Source organism: Mediterraneibacter glycyrrhizinilyticus, assembly GCF_015560805.1.
Classification (GTDB): domain Bacteria; phylum Bacillota; class Clostridia; order Lachnospirales; family Lachnospiraceae; genus Schaedlerella; species Schaedlerella glycyrrhizinilytica_A.
Window position 1 is genome coordinate 232,264 of the sequence record NZ_JADMSO010000001.1, and the last position, 22,102, is coordinate 254,365.

Here is a 22,102-nt window from a genome sequence, read left to right on the forward strand (position 1 = left end):
AGGTATTATAATCAGAAACACAAAAATACAGCCGCTCAAAGCAGGGAAACGAACTGGGGGCGCGGCAGACAGTTGCCTGGGAAAAGTTGATCGAGAGGAAAAGCGCATGAAGAGAAAATATCAGCGGATAGGAATCAGTGTATTATTGGCATCTTCCCTTTTGCTGACGGCATGTCAGGGACAGGGAGAGACGAAAGAGAAGACGGATGGGGACGGAAAAGAAAAGCAGGCGTCGATGGAGACGGCAAAGCTGGCGGATTCCATCCGGCAGAAATACGAAGAGAATTATGTGTATGCAGAGCCGATCAAAGATGTGGCGCGCGATGAACATTTGAAACTGCAGATGGGATTCGACATTATGAATTCTGAATTTACTGAATACACGCAGATCGTAAATGTGTTCAAAGATGCGGAACTGACGCAGCCCATCGGATCTCATTTTGAATGGGATGAGGAGACAAAAGAGCTGGAGGTCACTCCGCCGCGGTGGAGTGTCGGCGGGATCATGAGCGAGGGACTGAGCGAGGAAGATCCGGGTTATCAACCGGCAGATACTTCCCTGTTTGACAAAGGAGAACTCAACGATTGGGGAAACCTCCCGCAGTATTACATGGTGCAGTATGTGGATCTGGAGACCGGAGAACAACTGGAAAAGCCGATCGTCACCGTGTTTACCGTTGATTTTGAAGTGGACCGGGCGCCAAAGGTCTCGCTTTCGATCGACGAGGACGGAATACCGGTGTTCCGCTGGAAAGAGGTGGACGGAGCCGAACGTTATTATGTGATGAGCATGACGTATTCGGAAGAGAACGGTCTTTCCGGAGACGGATGGGTAGAAGGAAGTACGACAAAGACCGAGTGGAAACCGGAGTCGACGGCCAAATTTATCACTTATGATGTGTCGGAAGCGGAGCGGCAGGATCCGGCTGTCGTAGAAAAGTATGGAGAGGGAACCGGAGCGATCCCGAAAGATTCCGAGTATGAGACTTATTATTGCGTGATCGCGGCATCGGAAGACGGTACTTCCGCGATGAGCAATCTGCTGGACGAGAAAGCGATCGCCCGAAAAGTTCCGTATATGGAAGAAGTTAAGATGAGTCTGGATCAGGAGGGCTCCAATTATGTGGACAGCTTTGCGGAGATGCCGTCGTACAAATGGGTGACGATGTGCGACGGAACATTGGTTCAGAAGATCATCAATTATGATTTTGAAAATGCAAAAGCGACAACCGAGACATGGGGCGAATACGAAAAAGAGGATATGTCGGATCTGAAAGTCGTTGAAAAAGACATTGTCAAAGTACCTTATGTGATCGACGGAACCGGTTTTGACGGAACGGTTGTCATTGAAAATTATAATCCCGATACATGGGAAGAAGAACTGGAAAGAATCCATCAGAGACAGGAACAGCTTCGGAGCCGGGGCGGAGCCGTGACGCCGGAGATGACCGAGGGCGAAAGCGGTGAAGGCGGAAAGAACGAGGATAAGAAACCGGATGATGCGGAATCGGAGGATGCGAAACCGGAGGAAAACGTGCAGGATGCAAAATATCCGGTAACCGCGAACAGTGCGCTCAGCGAGTATCTGGCAGTGAATATGATGAATGGAAATACACGGATCGATCTGAAAGATTTTCCGGAAAGTGCAGATACGTCCTATCTTCTGGATGCATGGGAGGAAGCTGTTTACCAGAATCCGCTTGTGATCGGCGTTACGAGCGCCTCCATTTTAGATGATGGAAGAACGCTGGCGGTGGAATACGATACGGAAGCGGATGTGATCAAAGAGAAACAAAAAGAGATCACGGAAGAAGTGAAAAAAGTTGTCGGTCAGATCATCAAAGACGATATGACCGAACTGGAAAAAGAGATGGCGATCAATCAGTATCTGTGCGATACGGCAGAGTATGATATGGAGGCGCTGGAAAATGCCGAGGAAAATAATTTCGCAGGCGTGGATGAAGAATTCAACGATTCCTTTACTCCGTACGGCGTACTTCTGAATCAGGTCGGAGTATGTTCCAGCTATGCGGGGGCGTTTAAGCTGCTGGCCCAGGAAGCCGGACTGGAATGTATCGTGGTGACCGGCAATCTGGACGGAGATCTGCCGCACGCATGGAACAAGGTGAAGATCGACGGCGAATGGCAGATCGTCGATTCCACCAACAATGACAATGAGCTGATACTCAATGCGCTTCTGAACCTGCCGGATCATGCGGCGGATAAAGTGCTTGTGGAAGATGAACGGTATGCGTTGGATCCAATCGTCAAAGAGTATAAGGCACAGACGGACGAGAAAGAATATTATCGGATCAATGGCAAATTCTTCGAGCAAAGTGAAATCACAAAGCCACTGAGTGAAGCACTCGGAAAAGAGGGAACGGCAGTGCTTCGTACAGATTATACATTGAGTGACGAAGAGTTCATGAACATTGCACAGGCGGTGGTCGAACAGTCCGGACAGGAGGAACTTTCTGGTTATTACTGGATGGGCGTGATCTATCTGACAAAAGAAGAGATGGCAGAGCCGTAAATTGGCGGGACAGCGCAGTGTAGTCTGAGCGGCGCGGTCGAAGCGCTGCAGCTTCCCGAAAGGGAGAAGTTGAGAGGATATAGCTGCCGGGGCAAAAGATGCCTGACACATTGTTTCGTGCTATGCACTCCCCGGCATTTTATATATAAGAATATACATAGCAAAAAGGAGAAAAAGGTATGAAAAGACGTACAAAGAAATTAGTGGCATTGGGAATGACAGCAGCAATGACAGCCGGGCTGATAGCCGGATGCGGAAAGAAAGCGACGCCGGAAAGCCTGCTGACAGATATGGCGAAGAATCTCGCAGAGGTAGAGTCTTTGATGGCGAATATCGGAGTCGGAATGGAGATGACAGACGGAACCGATACGATGGGGCTTGAGATGAAAATGGATCTGGAAACGATCCTGAAAACAGAGGATACCCACGCAAAAGGTGAAATGAACATCGAAATGATGGGATCTAAGATCGGAACCGAGATCGAGCTGTACAGCGTAAAAGAAGATGACAAATATGTCACATATATGAAAGCGGCGGATCAGTGGACAAAAGAAGAAACAGACGTTGAGGACAGTGATTCCGAAGATGCTTCCACTGGAGATTTTGAAAAAATAGCAGAAGACATCGCGAAAAGTGCAGATGCATTTACGTTGTCAGAAGAAAAGACGGAAGTAGACGGAAAGAAATGTTTTGAACTGAAAGGAAAGATTGACGGCAGTGAAGTTTCCGATCTGATGGAAGACGAGATGATGGGTGACCTTTCTTCCGCCGGTATGGATTCCGAGGCGTTGGACGAGGTGACGATCCCATGTACGATGGAGATTTATGAAGAAGATCTTCTTCCCGCAAAGATTTCCTTTGATATGAAATCCGCAATGGCAGATATGGCAGAGGAGAGCGGTCTGGAGATCAATGAATTCTACATGGACGTTACTTACGTAGAATTTGACAGTGTTGACGAGATCAAAGTTCCGAAAGATGTGATCGAGGCGGTAGAAGATTCTGACAGCGGACTGAGCGCATTGTACGAAGACGATTCCGACAGCAAAGAAGAGAAGAACGACAAAGATTCCGATGACAAAGAGAAGGGGCAGGCAAAAGAGCCGGCAAAACAGAGCGGAGAGCTGGGAAAGACATGGGACAGCTATACCGTACAGATCAATGACAAAGTGCTGACACTGCCATGTACACTGGCAGAGCTGGAAAGTGCAGGCGTAACGCTTGACAGAGAATACACGCCGGAAGACTATGTGGTAAATGTGGAAGAATATGAACTGGCATGGTTTATGGATGGAAACGGAAATGAGATCACAGTAGAAATGGTGAATATGACAGACAAGCCGATCGCGTTAAAAGATTGTGTTGTAGGCGGAATTTCGGTAGATGCATACAGCGTGGAAGAAGGCGGACTCACAGTGATCTTCCCGGGAGGTATCCAGATCGGATCGACGGAGGCAGATGTACTGGCGGCGTACGGAGAACCATCCGACACATATGAGAGTGAAGAATATGGAAACTCTTTTATGTGGTATGACGAAAACAGCGAAAACTATTACGATGGCTGCTCGATTGACACGGAACTGGAAACGGGACTGGTAGATTCCATGAGCCTGACACATTACGAGTAAGAAAGAAAACAGATCATTTCTGAAAAAATGAAAAGAGTTTCTTCTATATATAATAGGAAGAAAGTCATAGGAAGATAAGATAGCGCCGGTGTGCAGGAGAGCATGTTGCCTCTTGTGCACCGGCGTTGTCATCGGGAGGAGAAATGCCGCAGCGCAGGTACAGATTTCCGTGCGGCGGTATTGTGCTAAAACCCGGTATTAAAAATTTGGTGTTAAAATTTTTTAAAAAATTTAAAAAAACTACTTGCAAAATCCGATGTGATTCGCTATACTAAGAGGGCTGTGACATGATAGCTGTGAAGCGCGAGGTTGCTGCCGAGACGAAGAATCGTCGATAGCAGGTTTTCCGTGGAGCGAATGTCAAGTTAGGAAACTGGCGACAAGTCACTGTACGAATCACAACTGATTACTTATTACCAAAAGGGAAGAGTATGAAACAACGTGTGAGTTTCTCACGACACACACGGGAGAGTGTACAGTCACCGCTTGTCGTACTGAGTTTAAAAGTACGAAAAGGAGGCGACTTTTTTTATGGCAAGTCAAGTAATGAGAATCACATTGAAAGCGTATGATCACCAGCTGGTAGATGCATCCGCAAAGAAAATCATCGAAACTGTAAAAAAGAACGGATCACAGGTGAGCGGTCCAGTGCCACTTCCGACTAAGAAGGAAGTTGTAACAATTCTGAGAGCGGTACACAAATACAAAGACTCCAGAGAGCAGTTCGAGCAGAGAACTCATAAGAGACTCATCGATATCATTACACCAACCCAGAAGACAGTTGATGCACTGTCCAGACTGGAAATGCCGGCAGGTGTGTTCATCGACATCAAGATGAAAAATAAGTAAAACACTTAGCAAGGCAGAAACATTTAATTAAGAAACAGTAATTCCTAATATTTAGGATGAACGTCCATGCGGCGTTCCGCTGTAAATTACAGGAGGTAGTTATAATGAAGAAAGCTATTTTAGCGACTAAAGTCGGAATGACTCAAATCTTCAACGAAGACGGAACATTGATTCCGGTAACAGTTCTTCAGGCTGGTCCTTGTGTAGTAACACAGGTTAAAACAGTAGAGAACGATGGTTACAGCGCAGTTCAGGTTGGTTTTGTTGACAAGAAAGAAAAGATTGTCACAAAAGACAAGAGCGGCAAAAAAGAAATCGCACACAGAAATGGTGTGACTAGAGCGGAAAAAGGTCACTTTGATAAAGCTGGCGTTTCCGGTAAGAGATATGTAAAAGAGTTCAAATTTGAGAACGCTGAAGAATACACACTGGCTCAGGAAATCAAAGCCGACATCTTCGAAGCAGGAGATAAGATTGACGCAACAGCAATCTCCAAAGGTAAAGGTTTCCAGGGAGCAATCAAACGTCACGGACAGAGCAGAGGACCTATGACTCACGGTTCTAAGTTCCACCGTCACGCAGGTTCCAATGGGGCGGCATCCGATCCGAGTAAAGTATTCAAAGGAAAGAAGATGCCAGGTCAGATGGGTAACAAGCAGATTACTGTACAGAATCTGGAAGTTGTAAGAGTTGATGCTGAGAACAATCTGCTGTTGGTAAAAGGCTCTGTACCGGGACCGAAGAAATGTCTCGTAACAATCAAAGAAACAGTAAAGGCTGCAAAATAGTCTGACATCGTAGAAAGGAGGAACACACAGATGGCAAACGTATCTGTTTATAATATCGAAGGTAAAGAAGTTGGTACAATCGATCTGAACGATGCTGTATTTGGTGTTGAGGTGAATGAACACCTTGTACACATGGCAGTAGTAAGCCAGCTTGCAAATAAACGTCAGGGAACACAGAAAGCAAAAACACGTTCTGAAGTTTCCGGTGGCGGAAGAAAACCGTGGAGACAGAAAGGAACAGGTCATGCAAGACAGGGTTCAACAAGAGCTCCACAGTGGACAGGCGGCGGAGTTGTATTTGCTCCGGTACCGAGAGACTACTCTTTCAAGATGAACAAAAAAGAAAAAAGAGCAGCTCTGAAATCTGCACTTTCATCCAGAGTAGCAGAGAACAAATTTATCGTAGTTGACGAGATCAAATTCGATGAGATCAAAACAAAGAAATTCCAGGAAGTTCTGAACAACCTGAACGTAAATAAAGCATTGGTTGTACTGGAAGACGGTAACACAAATGTAGAGATTTCCGCAAGAAATATCGCAAATGTGAAAACAGCACGTACCAATACGATCAACGTATTTGACATCCTGAAATACAACACAGTAATCGCTACGAAAGCTGCTGTTGCAACAATCGAGGAGGTGTACGCATAATGGCTAACATTCAATATTATGATGTAATCCTGAAACCGGTTATCACCGAAAAAAGCATGGAGCTGATGGCTGACAAGAAATATACATTCATGGTTCATACAGAAGCTACAAAAAATCAGGTAAAAGAAGCTGTTGAAAAAATGTTCAACGGAACAAAAGTAAAAAGCGTAAACACCATGAATCTTGATGGAAAAACAAAGAGACGTGGTATGACATTCGGAAAAACTGCAAAAGCGAAAAAAGCAATCGTGCAGTTGACAGAAGACAGCGCAGATATCGAAATATTCGAGGGACTGTAAAATAGGAAACACCACAGCCGCTAAGTTCGAGAATACCTCGCTAAGCGGACCGGGTGTACTTTCGCACTAAGCTCGGGGGATACCTCGCTAAGTGCTCAATGTATACGGTGCAAATCCGTGATAACAAATAATTAGAGCAAACGAAAGGAGAGACAGTAATGGGAATCAAAACTTATAACCCATATACACCTTCCAGAAGACAGATGACTGGTTCTGATTTCTCTGAGATCACAAAGACAACTCCTGAGAAATCTCTGTTGGATTCTAAGAGCAGAAAAGCTGGTCGTAATAATCAGGGTAAAATTACAGTAAGACACCGCGGAGGCGGAGCTAAGAAAAAATACAGAATCGTAGATTTCAAGAGAAGAAAAGATGGAATTCCGGCAACTGTAATCGGTATCGAGTACGATCCGAACAGATCTGCTAACATCGCACTGATCTGCTACGCTGACGGAGAGAAAGCATACATCCTCGCTCCGGAAGGACTGACAGACGGTATGAAAGTTATGAACGGACCGGAAGCAGAAGTAAGAGTAGGAAACTGCTTGCCGCTTTCTGAAATCCCGGTTGGTACACAGATCCACAACATTGAGCTTTATCCGGGAAAAGGCGGACAGCTTGTTCGTTCCGCAGGAAACAGCGCACAGTTGATGGCTAAAGAAGGAAAATACGCAACACTGAGACTTCCGTCCGGTGAAATGAGAATGGTTCCGATCATTTGTAGAGCATCTATCGGTGTTGTAGGAAATGGCGAACACAACCTGATCAACGTTGGTAAAGCAGGACGTAAACGTCACATGGGAATCAGACCTACTGTTCGTGGTTCCGTTATGAACCCGAATGACCATCCGCATGGTGGTGGTGAAGGTAAGACTGGTATCGGTCGCCCGGGTCCGTGTACACCATGGGGCAAACCTGCACTCGGTCTGAAGACACGTAAGAAAAACAAATCTTCTAACAAACTGATCGTAAGAAGAAGAGATGGTAAAGCAATCAAATAATTGTTCGCAAGGAGGTTAGAACTTATGGCTCGTTCACTTAAAAAAGGACCATTTGCAGATGAAAGCTTACTGAAAAAAGTAGACGCTATGAACGCTGCAGGTGATAAATCAGTTATTAAGACATGGTCACGTCGTTCTACAATCTTCCCGTCATTCGTAGGGCATACTTTTGCCGTACATGACGGAAGAAAACATGTGCCGGTATATGTTACAGAAGATATGGTTGGACACAAACTCGGAGAGTTCGTTGCAACCAGAACATACAGAGGACATGGAAAAGACGAGAAGAAGTCCAGAGTTAGATAATAAATCGAGATTTTGAAAGGAGGGTTCATCCATGGCTAAAGGACATAGATCGCAGATCAAGAGAGAAAGAAATGAGCAGAAGGATACAAGACCATCAGCTAAGATTTCTTATGCTAGAGTATCTGTTCAGAAAGCATGCTACGTTTTGGATGCAATCAGAGGCAAGGATGTACAGACAGCGCTTGGTATCTTGGCTTACAACCCGAGATATGCGTCAAGCGTAATAGAGAAATTATTGAAATCAGCAATCGCAAATGCTGAGAACAACAACGGTATGAGCGCAGAAAACCTTTATATTGAAGAGTGTTATGCAAATAAAGGACCGACAATGAAGAGAATCAGACCGAGAGCACAGGGCAGAGCTTACAGAATCGAAAAGAGAATGAGCCACATCACCATCGTGCTGAATGAAAGATAAGAAGGAGGAACACAATGGGACAGAAAGTTAATCCTCATGGCTTAAGAGTCGGAGTTATCAAAGACTGGGATTCCAAATGGTATGCAGAAAAAGATTTCGCAGATAACCTTGTGGAAGACCATGAAATCAGAACATTTTTGAAGAAAAGATTATACAGTGCCGGAATCTCCAAGATCGAGATCGAAAGAGCTTCTGACCGCGTGAAGATCATCGTATATACTGCTAAACCGGGCGTTGTGATCGGTAAAGGCGGTTCTGAGATCGAAAAAGTAAAAGCTGAACTGGCACAGTTCACAGACAAGAAGCTTATCGTTGACATCAAAGAAGTAAAGAGACCGGACAAAGACGCTCAGCTTGTAGCAGAGAACATTGCTCAGCAGCTTGAGAACCGTATTTCTTTCAGACGTGCTATGAAATCCTGCATGTCCAGAACGATGAAGTCCGGAGCGCTTGGAGTTAAGACAGCAGTTGCAGGACGTCTCGGCGGAGCTGATATGGCTCGTACAGAGTTTTACAGCGAGGGAACAATTCCGCTTCAGACACTGAGAGCTGACATTGATTATGGATTCGCAGAAGCTGACACAACTTACGGAAAAGTCGGTGTAAAGGTTTGGATTTACAAAGGCGAAGTACTTCCGACTAAAGGGAACAAGGAAGGGAGCGATAAATAATGTTAATGCCAAAAAGAGTTAAACGTCGTAAACAGTTCCGTGGTACTATGAAGGGCAAAGCTCTGAGAGGTAACACGATTTCTTATGGTGAATATGGTATCGTTGCAGCAGAACCATGCTGGATCCGTTCCAACCAGATCGAGGCAGCCCGTGTTGCCATGACACGTTACATCAAACGTGGCGGTAAGGTTTGGATCAAAATATTCCCAGATAAACCGGTAACAGCAAAACCAGCAGAAACTCGTATGGGTAGCGGAAAAGGTGCATTAGAGTACTGGGTAGCAGTAGTAAAACCAGGTCGTGTAATGTTCGAGATCGCAGGCGTATCTGAAGAAGTAGCAAGAGAAGCGCTTCGTCTTGCAATGCACAAATTACCTTGCAAATGCAAAATCGTTTCTCGCGCAGAATTAGAAGGCGGTGATAACAGTGAAAATTAATACATTTGTAAACGAATTAAGAGGAAAATCCGTAGAGGAATTGAATGAAGAATTAGTAGCTGCTAAGAAAGAGCTTTTTAACCTGAGATTCCAGAATGCAACAAATCAGTTAGATAACACAAGCAGAATCAAAGAAGTTAGAAAGAATATTGCTCGTATCCAGACTCTGATCACAGAGAACGCTCGTTAATCGGCGGCTGGTTGATTTGAAGTAAGTGAAAGAACTTCTTTATAAAAGAATTTGAAAGGAGTAGCAACTGTGGAAGAAAGAAATCTGAGAAAAACTCGTGTTGGCAAGGTTGTCAGCGACAAGATGGACAAGACAATCGTAGTTGCCGTAGAAGACCACGTTAAGCATCCGCTGTATAAGAAAATCGTAAAGAGAACTTATAAGCTGAAAGCTCATGATGAGCAGAACGAATGCCGCGTAGGTGATACAGTAAAAGTTATGGAAACAAGACCGCTCTCTAAAGACAAGAGATGGAGACTTGTAGAAATCATGGAGAAAGCAAAATAATTTGCTTTACGTTTGTGAGTATATAAAAGGAGGTTTACCTGCATGATACAACAGGAAAGTAGACTTAAAGTAGCTGACAATACAGGTGCGAAAGAATTACTGTGTATCCGTGTGCTTGGTGGTTCTACAAGAAGATATGCAAGCATCGGAGATGTGATCGTTGCGACTGTTAAAGATGCAACACCAGGCGGCGTTGTTAAAAAAGGTGACGTTGTTAAAGCGGTTGTTGTTCGTTCTGTAAAAGGTGCTCGTCGTAAAGACGGATCCTACATCAGATTTGATGAGAATGCTGCTGTAATTATAAAAGACGATTTGAACCCACGTGGAACACGTATTTTTGGACCAGTAGCTCGTGAGCTTCGTGAGAAACACTTCATGAAGATCGTTTCTCTGGCTCCGGAAGTACTGTAAGGAGGTGCGTAAGAATGTCAAGTATGAAGATTAAAAAGGGTGACACTGTAAGAGTGATCGCCGGTAAAGACAAAGATAAAGAAGGCAAAGTTCTTGCTGTAAATAAAAAAGACGGAAAAGTTCTGGTTGAAGGCGTTAATATGCTGACAAAGCACACAAAACCGAGCATGTCTAATCAGAATGGCGGTATCGTTCATCAGGAAGGACCGATCGACATCTCTAACGTTATGTATGTACACAACGGAAAGACAACAAGAATCGGATTCAAGATGGATGGAGACAAAAAGGTTCGTGTTGCGAAATCAACAGGCGACGTTATTGACTAATTCAAGGAAGGAGGTCCAGAACTTTGAGTAGACTGAAAGAGACATATCAGAATGAGATCGTTGATGCAATGATCAAAAAATTTGGATATAAAAATATCATGGAAGTACCGAAACTCGACAAAGTTGTTATCAACATGGGTGTAGGTGAAGCAAAAGACAATGCGAAAGTATTGGAGTCTGCAATTGCTGATCTTGAGAAGATCACAGGACAGAAAGCAGTTGTGACAAGAGCAAAGAATTCCGTAGCTAACTTCAAGATCAGAGAGGGTATGGCGATCGGATGTAAAGTAACACTGAGAGGCGAGAGAATGTACGAATTCGTTGACCGTCTGATCAATCTTGCACTTCCTCGTGTACGTGACTTCCGCGGTGTAAACCCGAACGCGTTCGACGGAAGAGGTAATTACGCACTTGGAATCAAGGAGCAGCTGATTTTCCCGGAAATTGAGTACGATAAAATCGACAAGGTTAGAGGTATGGACGTAATTTTCGTTACAACCGCTAAAACTGACGAGGAAGCTCGTGAACTGCTGACACAGTTCAACATGCCGTTCAAAAAGTAAGGAGGAAAATCATGGCTAAGACATCTATGAAAATTAAACAGCAGCGCAAAGCTAAATTCTCCACAAGAGAATATAACCGCTGCAGAATTTGTGGTCGTCCACATGCATATTTAAGAAAATATGGTATCTGCCGTATCTGCTTCCGCGAACTGGCATACAAAGGACAGATCCCGGGAGTTAAGAAAGCCAGCTGGTAAGCCGGAATTCTTCCGAATGCCGAATGGAAACAGCGAGGTTGTTCTTGGAGCTTAGCAGTCATCGACAGGTCTGGCGAAAAGAACTGCCGACCCAGCGCGGCAGCGCTTGAATAGAATTGATAAATATAAAAAAGGAGGATACTTCCACATGACTATGAGTGATCCAATCGCAGATATGCTTACAAGAATCCGTAATGCAAATACTGCTAAACATGATACAGTAGACGTACCTGCATCTAAGATGAAAGTAGCGATCGCAAACATTCTCTTGGATGAAGGATACATCGCAAAGTATGACATTGTAGAAGATGGAGTATTTAAGACAATTCATATCACACTGAAATACGGTGCAGATAAGAATGAGAAAGTTATTTCCGGTCTGAAGAGAATTTCCAAACCTGGTCTGCGCGTATACGCAAACAGCGAAGATATGCCGAAAGTTTTGGGTGGACTCGGAACTGCTATCGTATCTACAAACAAAGGTGTAATCACAGACAAAGAAGCAAGAAAACTCGGCGTAGGCGGAGAGGTTCTTTGCTTTATCTGGTAGACCGAAAGCAACTTAGTGAAAGCAAGCCGAAAGGCGCAGCTTGAACTTAGTGCGAGGTCGTTCTTGGAGCTTGTCGAGGTATTGTCGAGCTTAGCGAGAAGAACTACCTTAGACCGGCGCTCAGGCGCACGGAACTAGTCCGGGGAGAAAATCTCCCCACTGTAACTGAAAACAGAGCGGGCGAGCATCCGCTCCGAAAATCTAAGTTAATAGGAGGATAAAGGTATGTCACGTATTGGAAGACTGCCAATTACAATCCCGGCAGGAGTTACTGTTGAGATTGCTGAGAATAATGTAGTGACTGTAAAAGGTCCGAAAGGAACTCTGACAAAAGAGCTTCCGGTTGAAATGGAAATCAAACAGGAAGGCGAAGAAGTAATCGTAACAAGACCGAATGATCTGAAGAAAATGAAATCTCTTCACGGTCTGACAAGAACACTGATCAACAACATGGTTGTTGGTGTTACAGCAGGATATGAGAAAGTCCTGGAAGTAAACGGTGTAGGTTACAGAGCCGCTAAGTCAGGAAACAAACTGACACTGAACCTCGGATATTCACATCCGGTAGAAATGATCGATCCAGAGGGCGTTGAGACTGTTCTGGAGGGTCAGAATAAGATTACTGTAAAAGGTATCGACAAAGAAAAAGTTGGCCAGTACGCTGCTGAAATCAGAGACAAGAGAAGACCGGAGCCATATAAGGGCAAGGGAATCAAGTATGCTGATGAAGTGATCAGACGTAAAGTTGGTAAGACTGGTAAGAAATAATTAAGGAGGGTGTGAAAATGGTTAGTAAAAAATCAAGAAGTGAAGTTCGTAGAAAAAAACACATGAAATTACGTAACCGTTTCAGCGGTACAGCTGAGAGACCACGTTTGGCTGTGTTTAGAAGTAATAATCATATGTATGCACAGATTATTGACGATACAGTTGGAAACACTCTGGTTGCAGCTTCCACTCTTCAGAAAGACGTGAAAGCAGAACTTGAGAAGACCAACAACGTTGATGCTGCAGCATATCTTGGAAAAGTTATCGCTGAGAAGGCAATGGCAAAAGGAATCACAGAGGTTGTATTCGACAGAGGTGGTTTCATTTACCAGGGAAAAATCAAAGCACTGGCAGACGCAGCAAGAGAAGCTGGGTTGAATTTCTAGGAAGGGAGAACACATATGAGACAGGAACGTATTGATGCTAGTCAGTTAGAGTTAGAAGAAAAAGTGGTATCAATCAAACGTGTAACCAAGGTCGTAAAAGGTGGTCGCAACATGAGATTCACAGCTTTAGTTGTTGTTGGCGATGGAAAAGGCCATGTTGGTGCAGGTTTAGGAAAAGCTACTGAAATCCCGGAAGCAATCCGCAAAGGAAAAGAAGATGCAGCAAAGAAACTGATCGAAGTTGTATTGGATGAGAATGAAAGCGTTACACACGATACAATCGGTAAATTCGGAAGCGCTTCCGTATTGCTGAAGAAAGCTCCGGATGGTACCGGAGTGATCGCCGGAGGTCCGGCACGTGCGGTAATCGAGCTTGCAGGAATCAAGAACATCCGTACAAAATCATTAGGTTCTAACAATAAACAGAACGTCGTACTTGCTACAATCGAAGGACTGAGAGGAATCAAAACTCCGGAGGAAGTTGCAAGACTTCGCGGCAAATCAGTAGAAGAGATCGTAGGCTAAGATAGCGTATCAGCTCTGCTGCATCTGGCGGACAGAGCGTGATCCTATCCAATAGGAGGTAAAACAATGGCAGATTTAAAAGTTACTTTGGTAAAGTCTACAATCGGTGCCATCCCGAAGCATAGAAGAACAGTAGAAGCTCTGGGACTTAAGAAGCTGAACAAGACGGTCGTATTGCCGGACAACGCAGCTACAAGAGGAATGGTACAGCAGGTTAGACATTTAGTGAAAGTAGAAGAAGCGTAAATCAAAAACGATAAGGAGGTAACGTCATGGACTTATCAAACTTGAGACCGGCAGACGGTGCAAAGCAGAGTGATAATTTCAGAAGAGGCCGTGGACATGGTTCAGGAAACGGCAAGACAGCCGGTAAAGGCCACAAAGGTCAGAAAGCTCGTTCCGGAGCTACAAGACCGGGCTTTGAAGGTGGTCAGATGCCTTTATACAGAAGAATTCCGAAGAGAGGATTTACATGCAGAAACTCTAAGGAAATCATCGGCATCAACCTTAGCGCGCTGGAAATCTTTGAAGACGGCGCAACAGTATCTGTTGAGACTCTGATCGAGACAGGTATCGTAAAGAATCCAAAAGATGGTGTTAAAATTCTTGGAAATGGAGAGTTAACTAAGAAGCTTACAGTTCAGGCAAATGCATTCAGTGCAAAAGCTGCAGAGAAGATTGAAGCGCTTGGTGGAAAAGCAGAGGTGATCTAATGCTAGATACAGTGCGAAGAGCATTTCGTATAGAAGAGATCCGCAAGAAAATCTTTTATACCTTTTTGATGCTTATCGTTGTTAGATTTGGTTCCCAATTGCCGGCTCCAGGCGTGGACCCAACCTTTATTCAGAATTTTTTCGCGAACCAGACCGGTGATGCATTCAATTTCTTTGATGCATTTACCGGGGGTTCTTTTACCCAGATGTCGGTGTTTGCTCTCAGTATTACGCCGTACATCACATCATCTATTATCATGCAGCTTCTGACGATCGCGATTCCGAAACTGGAAGATATGCAGAAAGAGGGTGCGGATGGAAGAAAGAAGATTGCGGCGATCACAAGATATGTGACGGTCGTTCTTGCATTGATCGAGTCTACTGCAATGGCAGTCGGATTCGGACGTCAGGGACTTCTCGTTGAATTTAATTTTGTCAATGCGGCAATCGTTGTGTGCACACTGACCGCAGGAAGCGCATTCCTTATGTGGATCGGTGAGCGTATTACGGAAAAAGGTGTTGGAAACGGTATCTCTATCGTACTTTTGATCAATATTCTTTCCCGTGTACCGCAGGATCTTGTGCAGCTGTATACACAGTTCATCAGTGGAAAAACACTGGCAAAAGGAATCCTCGCGGCAGTGATCATTCTGCTTGTACTGTTGGCAGTTGTTGTATTTGTCATCATTCTTCAGGATGGGGAACGCAGAATCGCGGTACAGTACTCACAGAAAGTACAGGGACGGAAGACGTACGGAGGACAGTCCTCACATATTCCGCTTAAGGTGAACACCGCAGGAGTTATCCCGATCATCTTTGCATCATCGCTGATGCAGACGCCGATCGTCATCGCTACATTCCTCGGAAAAGGAGACGGAACAGGGATCGGAAGTCAGATTCTTCGGGCGTTGAACTCCAATAACTGGTGTGATCCGGATAACTTAATATATTCCATAGGGCTGATTTTCTACATTATCCTTACGATATTCTTTGCATATTTCTATACGTCGATCACATTCAATCCGTTGGAGATTGCAAACAACATGAAGAAAAGCGGCGGTTTTGTTCCGGGAATCCGTCCGGGAAAACCGACCGTAGAATATTTCCAGAAGATTTTGAACTACATTATTTTTATTGGGGCATGTGGACTGATTATCGTTCAGGTAATTCCATTTTTCTTCAATGGTGTATTCGGGGCAAACGTTTCTTTCGGAGGAACATCCCTGATCATTATCGTAGGTGTTGTGCTTGAGACGATCAAGCAGATCGAATCCCAGATGCTTGTACGCAACTATACGGGATTTTTGAACAACAAAGGAAATTCAATGAAAAACAGTTTCCTTGGATACTAAGAGATTTAGCTCGTTGTACCTGTCCGGATCAAAAGACAGGTGCGACGGGTTAATGTGCGTTCCGGCGTACTAAAAAGATGACAGCAAATACATATAAAGGAGGGTTACACAATATGAAGATTATTATGTTAGGCGCACCGGGTGCCGGCAAGGGTACACAGGCGAAGAAAATTGCCGAGAAATATGCGATCCCGCACATTTCAACAGGAGACATTTTCCGGGCAAATATCAAGAACGGAACCGAACTCGGTCAGAAAGCAAAAGGATATATGGATCAGGGACTTCTCGTTCCGGATGAACTGGTCGTAGATCTTGTTGCCGACCGCGTGAAGCAGGGCGACTGCAAAAACGGTTATGTGCTGGACGGATTCCCGAGAACGATCCCGCAGGCGGAAGCTCTGGATCATGCGCTTGCCGAGATGGGAGAAAAGATGGACTACGCGATCAATGTGGAAGTTCCGGATGAGAACATCGTCAACCGTATGTCAGGAAGAAGAGCCTGTGTGGACTGCGGAGCAACGTATCATATTGTGTATGCTCCGACCAAAGAAGACGGAGTCTGCGACAAATGCGGCGGCAGCCTGATCCTGCGCGATGATGACAAACCGGAGACGGTGAAGAAGCGTCTCGGTGTGTATCATGACCAGACACAGCCGCTGATCGACTACTATACAAATGCCGGAATCTTAAAAGAAGTAGACGGCACGATCGAGATCGAAGATGTGTTCGGCGAGATCGTAAAGATCCTGGGAGCGTAGTCAATGGAACTGAAGCCGGGAATGCTCGCCAGATCGAAAGCCGGGCGGGATAAGGATTGTATATATGTTATAAGATCTGTCAATGATGAATATGTATATCTGGCGGACTCTCTCGAGGAGGGAACCCGCCGGATCAAGAAAAAGAACCGGAAACATATTCAGGTAATAAAGAAAACAGGAAATGTAAAGTGCGAAGCGCACGGGAGGATTAAGCATGTCAAAAGCTGACGTAATCGAAATCGAAGGAGTCGTAGTTGAAAAACTGCCGAATGCGATGTTTAAAGTTGAGTTGGAGAACGGACACATTGTTCTGGCGCATATCAGCGGAAAACTGCGTATGAATTTTATTAAGATTTTGCCGGGAGACAAGGTAACTTTGGAAATGTCTCCGTATGACCTCAGCAAAGGTAGAATTGTCTGGAGAGACAAATAAATATCGATATAGTGAAATAAAACAACGAAACAGTATAAAAAAGATGCAAAATTGTGAATCAATAACACAAAAAGGTGTTGACTTTGCGATGAATTAGGCGTTATAATATCAAATGGTTGTTTTTGGGTAGGTGTGTCCAAAAATATCCGTAGCATAAGGATTCAGCAAAGGATGGAAGGAGGATTTGACATGAAGGTTAGATCATCAGTAAAACCAATCTGTGAAAAATGCAAGATTATCAAGAGAAAAGGAAGTATCCGCGTAATCTGCGAAAATCCGAAGCACAAACAGAGACAGGGCTAATTTATTAGTTTTGAGGAGAATTTGTGCAACAAAATTAGGCGGCTGACAGTGCGACACACCAGGCGGTGTGTAGACTGTTTAATATACAGTAAGGTTACACCAGGCGACTATCACAGGTACCGGTAGAGTCGGTGTTCGCTGCATTTGGGCTGTACGGCATATTCCCATGCCGATACATGAGAGGACCTGGCATTCACAGCAGGAAAATCCGGTTTGAAGAAACCGTCGGATGCAGAATGTATATTGCTTATAATACCCGGAGAAAGAGCGGTATATAAAAAAGAACCGTGCCGGGAAAGGGCATGGTAGCATGCCTGGGCGGTACCGACCTCGAAAGATCATGTCGGGAAACCCCAGTTAGGGACAATATGTAACACGCCAAGCCAGTCAGACTGGCAAAGCAAACAGAGACAAAAAGAAAATGGAGGAAAGACACATGGCTCGTATTGCAGGTGTAGACTTACCAAGAGACAAACGTGTAGAAATCGGTTTGACTTATATTTATGGAATTGGAAGAACAAGCGCAAACCGTATCTTAGCAGAGGCAGGAATCGATCCGAGCACTCGCGTAAGAGATCTGACTCAGGAAGATGTAAAGAAGATCAGTGAGATCATCGACGCATCTCAGGTTGTAGAAGGTGACCTGAGAAGAGAGATCCAGCTGAACATCAAGAGACTGAAAGAAATCGGATGTTACCGTGGAATCCGTCATAGAAAAGGACTTCCGGTTCGTGGTCAGAAGACAAAGACGAACGCAAGAACATGTAAAGGTCCGAAGAGAACAGTAGCAAACAAGAAGAAATAAAACTTGTAAACCAATTTTGTAGAAAGAAGAAAGTAGGTTAGTTTAAATGGCTAAGAAAGTTACAAAGAAAGTGACAAAAAAACGTGTCAAGAAAAACGTTGAACGGGGACAGGCTCACATCCAGTCATCTTTTAATAATACGATCGTAACATTAACAGATGCACAGGGAAATGCTCTTTCATGGGCAAGTGCAGGCGGTCTTGGATTTAGAGGTTCAAGGAAATCTACTCCATATGCAGCTCAGATGGCAGCAGAAACAGCAGCAAAAGCAGCTCTGCCGCACGGTCTGAAGACAGTAGATGTTTTCGTAAAAGGACCTGGATCAGGAAGAGAAGCAGCGATCCGTGCACTTCAGGCATGTGGTATTGACGTAGTAAGCATCAAAGACGTTACTCCGGTACCGCACAACGGATGCCGCCCGCCGAAACGCAGAAGAGTCTAATCGAAGACGAATTGCAGGCAGGTCAGATAGAGGTAACGAAGTGAGTTGCAGATATTCTGCAATGTAATCATATAGGAGGAAGCATAACTATGGCAGTAAATAGAGTTCCAGTTCTTAAAAGATGCCGTTCATTAGGCATGGACCCGATCTATTTAGGAATTAATAAAAAATCCAACAGACAGCTGAAAAGATCCAACAGAAAGATGAGCGAGTATGGTCTTCAGCTGCGTGAGAAACAGAAAGCAAAATTCATCTACGGAGTTCTGGAGAAACCTTTCAGAAACTACTACGCAAAAGCAAAACAGATGGAAGGAATGACAGGTGAAAACCTGATGACCATTCTAGAATCCAGATTGGACAACGTAATGTTCCGTATGGGATTTGCAAGAACAAGAAAAGAAGCAAGACAGATCGTTGATCACAAACACGTACTTGTAAACGGTAAACAGGTAAATATCCCGTCTTACCTTGTAAAAGCAGGAGACGTTATTGAAATCAAAGAGAAACACAAAGGATGCCAGAGATACAAAGACATTCTTGAAGTAACAGGCGGAAACATGATTCCGGATTGGCTGGAAGTAGATGCTGAGAACCTGAAAGGTGAAGTAAAAGAACTTCCGAAGCGTGAAGCGATCGATGTTCCGGTTGACGAGATGCTGATCGTCGAGTTGTATTCTAAATAATAGAATCCAATCAGTGCGCAAGGCGCGGAAACGTGTCTTGTGCATTGGTATATCGTATCCCCTCAACATATATTAACCCATAAGGAGGGTCTGTGTAGTGTTTGATTTTAATAAACCTAATATTGAAATTACAGAGATTTCAGAAGATAAGAAATATGGACGTTTTGTTGTAGAACCTCTGGAAAGAGGATACGGAACGACTCTCGGCAATTCCCTGAGAAGAATCATGCTTTCTTCACTTCCGGGAGCTGCGATCAGTTCTGTAAAGATTGACGGGGTTCTTCATGAATTCAGTTCTATTCCGGGTGTAAAAGAAGATGTGACAGAGATCATCATGAACTTAAAGTCTCTTGCGATCAAAAACACATCTGAATCAGACGAAGTGAAGACTGCATATATCGAATTTGAGGGTGAGGGCGTTGTAACAGGCGCTGACATCCAGGCAGACTCTGATATTGAGATTATGAATCCTGAGCAGGTCATTGCCACTTTAAGCGGCGGCAAAGACAGCAAATTGTATATGGAACTTACCATTACAAAAGGCAGAGGATACGTGAGCGCAGACAAGAACAAGAGTGAAGATATGCCGATCGGCGTGATCCCGATCGACTCCATCTATACACCGGTAGAGCGTGTGAACCTGACAGTAGAGAACACGCGTGTCGGTCAGATCACTGACTATGACAAACTGACACTGGACGTATGGACTAAGGGAACATTACTTCCGGACGAGGCTGTCAGCCTTGCTGCGAAAGTACTCAGCGAACATCTGAAATTATTTATCGATCTGTCCGAAGTTGCACAGGCAGCGGAAGTTATGATCGAAAAAGAAGACGATGAGAAAGAGAAAGTTCTGGAGATGAGCATCGACGAACTTGAACTGTCCGTCCGCTCATACAATTGTCTGAAGAGAGCAGGAATCAACACCGTTGAAGAACTCACGAACAAGACACCGGAAGATATGATGAAAGTACGAAACCTCGGACGTAAGTCTCTGGAAGAAGTACTTGCCAAATTGAAAGAACTCAACTTAGAACTAAACTCAGGCGACGAGTAGGAGCCGGAGAATATTTGCTTAATACTTAAATATCCTGTCGGTAAGCCCGATGAGTACGGCGGGAGCATTTGATTAATAAGCCCGAAGATTGCATAACCAAATGTAGGAGGAAAATGAAAATGGCAAAATATAGAAAACTCGGAAGAACAGCAAGCCAGAGAAAGGCTCTGCTTAGAAACCAGGTAACAGCACTTCTGAACAACGGAAAGATCGTTACAACAGAAGCGAAAGCAAAAGAGATCCGCAAGATCGCTGAAGGTCTCATCGCTATGGCTGTAAAAGAGAAAGACAACTTTGAAGAAGTAACTGTAAAAGCAAAAGTTGCTCGTAAAGACAGCGAAGGCAAGAGAGTGAAAGAAGTAGTAGACGGAAAGAAAGTAACTGTTTACGACGAAGTTGAAAAAACGATCAAGAAAGATATGCCGAGCAGACTTCATGCAAGAAGAGAGATGCTGAAAGTTCTCTATCCTGTAAAAGAAGTTCCGACTGCAGTAGCAGGAAGAAAGAAAAATACAAAAGAAGTTGATCTCGTAGATAAGCTGTTCTCAGAGATCGCACCGAAATATGCAGATCGTAACGGTGGTTACACAAGAATCGTTAAGATCGGTCAGCGTAAAGGTGATGCGGCAATGGAAGTTCTGATCGAACTTGTTTAATTAAAAATTGATCATGTGGAAAGAGCATTGTTTCATTTTCGGAAGAAATGGAATGATGCTCTTTCTTTACATTCAATGTGGAAAATGCTATTCTAATGTGTATAAGGTTTCTCTGAGGGGGGCGGGATTGTGAAAAAGAAGTATCAAAATATCGGAAAAATTGTTTTTATCATAATTATGGGGATCGGATTGCTTTATGCGTTCTGGAATCTTTTAAGCAGCCGCTTTTTACTTGGAGAGAACAAGAAAGAAGTGGAAATGGCAACGGAAAAGATTCTTTCGTCCGTAAAAAATGCAGATCGTATGGAGTGTTATACATGGGTTTACCGGGATCTTGCGGAGGAAGAGCTTTGGGATCCGCAGTATGATGTGAAAATGGTCCACGATTTTGAACATCAGAAATTCCAGACCATGAAAGCGGATAAGAAAGAGATCATCGACTATACGAAAGAAGATATTGAAGTGTATTCCCGCGGCATTTCTCCTGTTTATATTCCGGACGGCGAGGGGCTGCGCACAGCTCTTCTGGATCGGTGGCTGAAATATGAGGGCGCTAAAACATACGGAAAACAGCAGATCAAAGGTATGACGGATTTCATTTCTTATGGGTATCTGGAAAATCCGGATTATCTTCTGAGCATCAAGGAAGAAGACACGGAAGATGTGGGCGGCATGACATGCCGGAAATACAAGGTACGCGTACGCAATACGTTAAGACAGGAAAAAAGCGGTGAGGAAAGTGACTTTGAATTCCGTAAGGCGATCAGCGCCAACGGTTTGGATGTGTTGGAATTAAAAGCAAGTTATCCACAGGTGTACCGTCTTTTAAAAGAAAGTTTCAACAAGGATGCGGAAGAATTTTTCGTATGGGTGGATAACAATGACGTAATGGTACAGATCGAGCGGGATTATACGTTTCAGTATTACGTCAATGTGATGAAAGAACATTCCGAGAAGATCGAGGAACTCGTCGGGCAATATGATTATCCGAAAATCGTCTGCCATCAGCAGTATCGCTATTCACCGGAATGTCAGACCATCGAGATGCCGGAAGCATTTGAGGAGATGTAAAGCAG

34 protein-coding genes are annotated in these 22,102 nt (G+C 44.3%); all 34 read left to right on the plus strand.

Annotation, left to right across the window (positions count from 1 at the left end; all coding sequences use genetic code 11):
• The first annotated feature begins 106 nt into the window (after positions 1-106).
• The 34 genes from I2H87_RS01100 to I2H87_RS01265 all read left to right on the plus strand — a co-directional run bounded on the left by I2H87_RS01100 (position 107) and on the right by I2H87_RS01265 (position 22,097).
• Positions 107-2,533, plus strand: a complete 2,427-nt coding sequence (locus I2H87_RS01100; RefSeq protein ID WP_195609123.1) for a transglutaminase domain-containing protein — start codon at positions 107-109, stop codon at positions 2,531-2,533.
• Between the two features lie 179 nt (positions 2,534-2,712).
• Positions 2,713-4,161: a DUF6612 family protein gene (locus I2H87_RS01105; protein ID WP_195609124.1), complete on the plus strand. Its 1,449-nt coding sequence runs from the start codon at positions 2,713-2,715 to the stop codon at positions 4,159-4,161.
• Positions 4,162-4,692: 531 nt separating this feature from the next.
• Entirely contained in the window at positions 4,693-5,010 is a 318-nt protein-coding gene (rpsJ, locus tag I2H87_RS01110; protein ID WP_009267285.1) for a 30S ribosomal protein S10, read from the plus strand.
• 104 nt (positions 5,011-5,114) lie between these two features.
• Positions 5,115-5,798 carry a 50S ribosomal protein L3 gene (gene rplC, locus I2H87_RS01115; protein ID WP_009267284.1) on the plus strand — a complete coding sequence of 228 codons (684 nt, stop codon included), beginning with the start codon at positions 5,115-5,117 and terminating at the stop codon, positions 5,796-5,798.
• Positions 5,799-5,828: 30 nt separating this feature from the next.
• Entirely contained in the window at positions 5,829-6,449 is a 621-nt protein-coding gene (rplD, locus tag I2H87_RS01120) for a 50S ribosomal protein L4 (protein WP_009267283.1), read from the plus strand.
• Positions 6,449-6,748, plus strand: a complete 300-nt coding sequence (gene rplW, locus I2H87_RS01125; RefSeq protein ID WP_009267282.1) for a 50S ribosomal protein L23 — start codon at positions 6,449-6,451, stop codon at positions 6,746-6,748. Before rplD ends, rplW begins: the two co-directional genes overlap by 1 nt.
• 158 nt (positions 6,749-6,906) lie before the next feature.
• A complete protein-coding gene (gene rplB, locus I2H87_RS01130; protein ID WP_009267281.1) occupies positions 6,907-7,749 on the plus strand; it encodes a 50S ribosomal protein L2 in 843 nt (280 codons plus the stop codon).
• Between the two features lie 24 nt (positions 7,750-7,773).
• Positions 7,774-8,055 (plus strand): 30S ribosomal protein S19, encoded by a 282-nt coding sequence (gene rpsS / locus I2H87_RS01135; RefSeq protein ID WP_009267280.1) that lies wholly within the window; start codon positions 7,774-7,776, stop codon positions 8,053-8,055.
• A 31-nt stretch (positions 8,056-8,086) separates the two neighbouring features.
• Positions 8,087-8,473 (plus strand): 50S ribosomal protein L22, encoded by a 387-nt coding sequence (rplV, locus tag I2H87_RS01140; RefSeq protein ID WP_009267279.1) that lies wholly within the window; start codon positions 8,087-8,089, stop codon positions 8,471-8,473.
• 14 nt (positions 8,474-8,487) lie between these two features.
• On the plus strand, positions 8,488-9,144 hold the full coding sequence (gene rpsC, locus I2H87_RS01145; protein ID WP_009267278.1) for a 30S ribosomal protein S3: 657 nt from the start codon (positions 8,488-8,490) through the stop codon (positions 9,142-9,144).
• Positions 9,144-9,581 carry a 50S ribosomal protein L16 gene (gene rplP, locus I2H87_RS01150; RefSeq protein ID WP_009267277.1) on the plus strand — a complete coding sequence of 146 codons (438 nt, stop codon included), beginning with the start codon at positions 9,144-9,146 and terminating at the stop codon, positions 9,579-9,581. The genes rpsC and rplP overlap by 1 nt, the downstream gene beginning before the upstream one ends.
• Positions 9,571-9,771, plus strand: coding sequence for a 50S ribosomal protein L29 (gene rpmC / locus I2H87_RS01155; RefSeq protein WP_009267276.1), 201 nt, complete (start codon positions 9,571-9,573; stop codon positions 9,769-9,771). The genes rplP and rpmC overlap by 11 nt, the downstream gene beginning before the upstream one ends.
• A 69-nt stretch (positions 9,772-9,840) precedes the next feature.
• A complete protein-coding gene (gene rpsQ, locus I2H87_RS01160; protein WP_009267275.1) occupies positions 9,841-10,098 on the plus strand; it encodes a 30S ribosomal protein S17 in 258 nt (85 codons plus the stop codon).
• Between the two features lie 42 nt (positions 10,099-10,140).
• Positions 10,141-10,509 (plus strand): 50S ribosomal protein L14, encoded by a 369-nt coding sequence (gene rplN, locus I2H87_RS01165; RefSeq protein ID WP_004847511.1) that lies wholly within the window; start codon positions 10,141-10,143, stop codon positions 10,507-10,509.
• A gap of 14 nt (positions 10,510-10,523) precedes the next feature.
• The gene (rplX, locus tag I2H87_RS01170; RefSeq protein WP_009267274.1) at positions 10,524-10,835 is read left to right on the plus strand and encodes a 50S ribosomal protein L24; all 312 of its coding nucleotides are present in this window, start codon (positions 10,524-10,526) and stop codon (positions 10,833-10,835) included.
• 23 nt (positions 10,836-10,858) lie between these two features.
• On the plus strand, positions 10,859-11,398 hold the full coding sequence (rplE, locus tag I2H87_RS01175) for a 50S ribosomal protein L5 (protein WP_009267273.1): 540 nt from the start codon (positions 10,859-10,861) through the stop codon (positions 11,396-11,398).
• Positions 11,399-11,409: 11 nt separating this feature from the next.
• Positions 11,410-11,595 (plus strand): type Z 30S ribosomal protein S14, encoded by a 186-nt coding sequence (locus I2H87_RS01180; RefSeq protein WP_009267272.1) that lies wholly within the window; start codon positions 11,410-11,412, stop codon positions 11,593-11,595.
• 148 nt (positions 11,596-11,743) lie between these two features.
• Complete coding sequence (gene rpsH, locus I2H87_RS01185; protein ID WP_009267271.1) at positions 11,744-12,145, plus strand: 30S ribosomal protein S8; 402 nt, start codon at positions 11,744-11,746, stop codon at positions 12,143-12,145.
• 225 nt (positions 12,146-12,370) lie between these two features.
• Positions 12,371-12,913 carry a 50S ribosomal protein L6 gene (gene rplF, locus I2H87_RS01190; protein WP_009267270.1) on the plus strand — a complete coding sequence of 181 codons (543 nt, stop codon included), beginning with the start codon at positions 12,371-12,373 and terminating at the stop codon, positions 12,911-12,913.
• Between the two features lie 17 nt (positions 12,914-12,930).
• Entirely contained in the window at positions 12,931-13,299 is a 369-nt protein-coding gene (rplR, locus tag I2H87_RS01195; protein ID WP_009267269.1) for a 50S ribosomal protein L18, read from the plus strand.
• Between the two features lie 15 nt (positions 13,300-13,314).
• Positions 13,315-13,824: a 30S ribosomal protein S5 gene (rpsE, locus tag I2H87_RS01200; RefSeq protein WP_009267268.1), complete on the plus strand. Its 510-nt coding sequence runs from the start codon at positions 13,315-13,317 to the stop codon at positions 13,822-13,824.
• Between the two features lie 66 nt (positions 13,825-13,890).
• Positions 13,891-14,070 (plus strand): 50S ribosomal protein L30, encoded by a 180-nt coding sequence (rpmD, locus tag I2H87_RS01205; protein ID WP_009267267.1) that lies wholly within the window; start codon positions 13,891-13,893, stop codon positions 14,068-14,070.
• Positions 14,071-14,096: 26 nt separating this feature from the next.
• Positions 14,097-14,537, plus strand: a complete 441-nt coding sequence (gene rplO / locus I2H87_RS01210; protein ID WP_009267266.1) for a 50S ribosomal protein L15 — start codon at positions 14,097-14,099, stop codon at positions 14,535-14,537.
• Positions 14,537-15,889, plus strand: a complete 1,353-nt coding sequence (gene secY, locus I2H87_RS01215; protein WP_022152126.1) for a preprotein translocase subunit SecY — start codon at positions 14,537-14,539, stop codon at positions 15,887-15,889. Before rplO ends, secY begins: the two co-directional genes overlap by 1 nt.
• Before the next feature lie 113 nt (positions 15,890-16,002).
• Positions 16,003-16,647, plus strand: coding sequence for an adenylate kinase (locus I2H87_RS01220; RefSeq protein ID WP_117550707.1), 645 nt, complete (start codon positions 16,003-16,005; stop codon positions 16,645-16,647).
• Positions 16,648-16,650: 3 nt separating this feature from the next.
• Positions 16,651-16,875, plus strand: coding sequence for a KOW domain-containing RNA-binding protein (locus tag I2H87_RS01225; protein WP_009267263.1), 225 nt, complete (start codon positions 16,651-16,653; stop codon positions 16,873-16,875).
• Entirely contained in the window at positions 16,862-17,080 is a 219-nt protein-coding gene (gene infA / locus I2H87_RS01230; RefSeq protein WP_004074886.1) for a translation initiation factor IF-1, read from the plus strand. The genes I2H87_RS01225 and infA overlap by 14 nt, the downstream gene beginning before the upstream one ends.
• Positions 17,081-17,269: 189 nt before the next feature.
• The gene (gene rpmJ, locus I2H87_RS01235) at positions 17,270-17,383 is read left to right on the plus strand and encodes a 50S ribosomal protein L36 (protein WP_003497809.1); all 114 of its coding nucleotides are present in this window, start codon (positions 17,270-17,272) and stop codon (positions 17,381-17,383) included.
• Positions 17,384-17,819: 436 nt separating this feature from the next.
• Positions 17,820-18,188 carry a 30S ribosomal protein S13 gene (rpsM, locus tag I2H87_RS01240; protein ID WP_009267261.1) on the plus strand — a complete coding sequence of 123 codons (369 nt, stop codon included), beginning with the start codon at positions 17,820-17,822 and terminating at the stop codon, positions 18,186-18,188.
• 46 nt (positions 18,189-18,234) lie between these two features.
• Positions 18,235-18,630, plus strand: coding sequence for a 30S ribosomal protein S11 (gene rpsK / locus I2H87_RS01245; protein WP_009267260.1), 396 nt, complete (start codon positions 18,235-18,237; stop codon positions 18,628-18,630).
• Positions 18,631-18,719: 89 nt separating this feature from the next.
• Complete coding sequence (rpsD, locus tag I2H87_RS01250) at positions 18,720-19,313, plus strand: 30S ribosomal protein S4 (protein WP_009267259.1); 594 nt, start codon at positions 18,720-18,722, stop codon at positions 19,311-19,313.
• Positions 19,314-19,410: 97 nt separating this feature from the next.
• The gene (locus tag I2H87_RS01255) at positions 19,411-20,370 is read left to right on the plus strand and encodes a DNA-directed RNA polymerase subunit alpha (RefSeq protein WP_009267258.1); all 960 of its coding nucleotides are present in this window, start codon (positions 19,411-19,413) and stop codon (positions 20,368-20,370) included.
• Positions 20,371-20,489: 119 nt separating this feature from the next.
• Positions 20,490-21,026, plus strand: a complete 537-nt coding sequence (locus I2H87_RS01260) for a bL17 family ribosomal protein (protein WP_009267257.1) — start codon at positions 20,490-20,492, stop codon at positions 21,024-21,026.
• A 129-nt stretch (positions 21,027-21,155) separates the two neighbouring features.
• The gene (locus I2H87_RS01265) at positions 21,156-22,097 is read left to right on the plus strand and encodes a hypothetical protein (RefSeq protein ID WP_195609125.1); all 942 of its coding nucleotides are present in this window, start codon (positions 21,156-21,158) and stop codon (positions 22,095-22,097) included.
• The last annotated feature ends 5 nt before the right edge of the window (positions 22,098-22,102 follow it).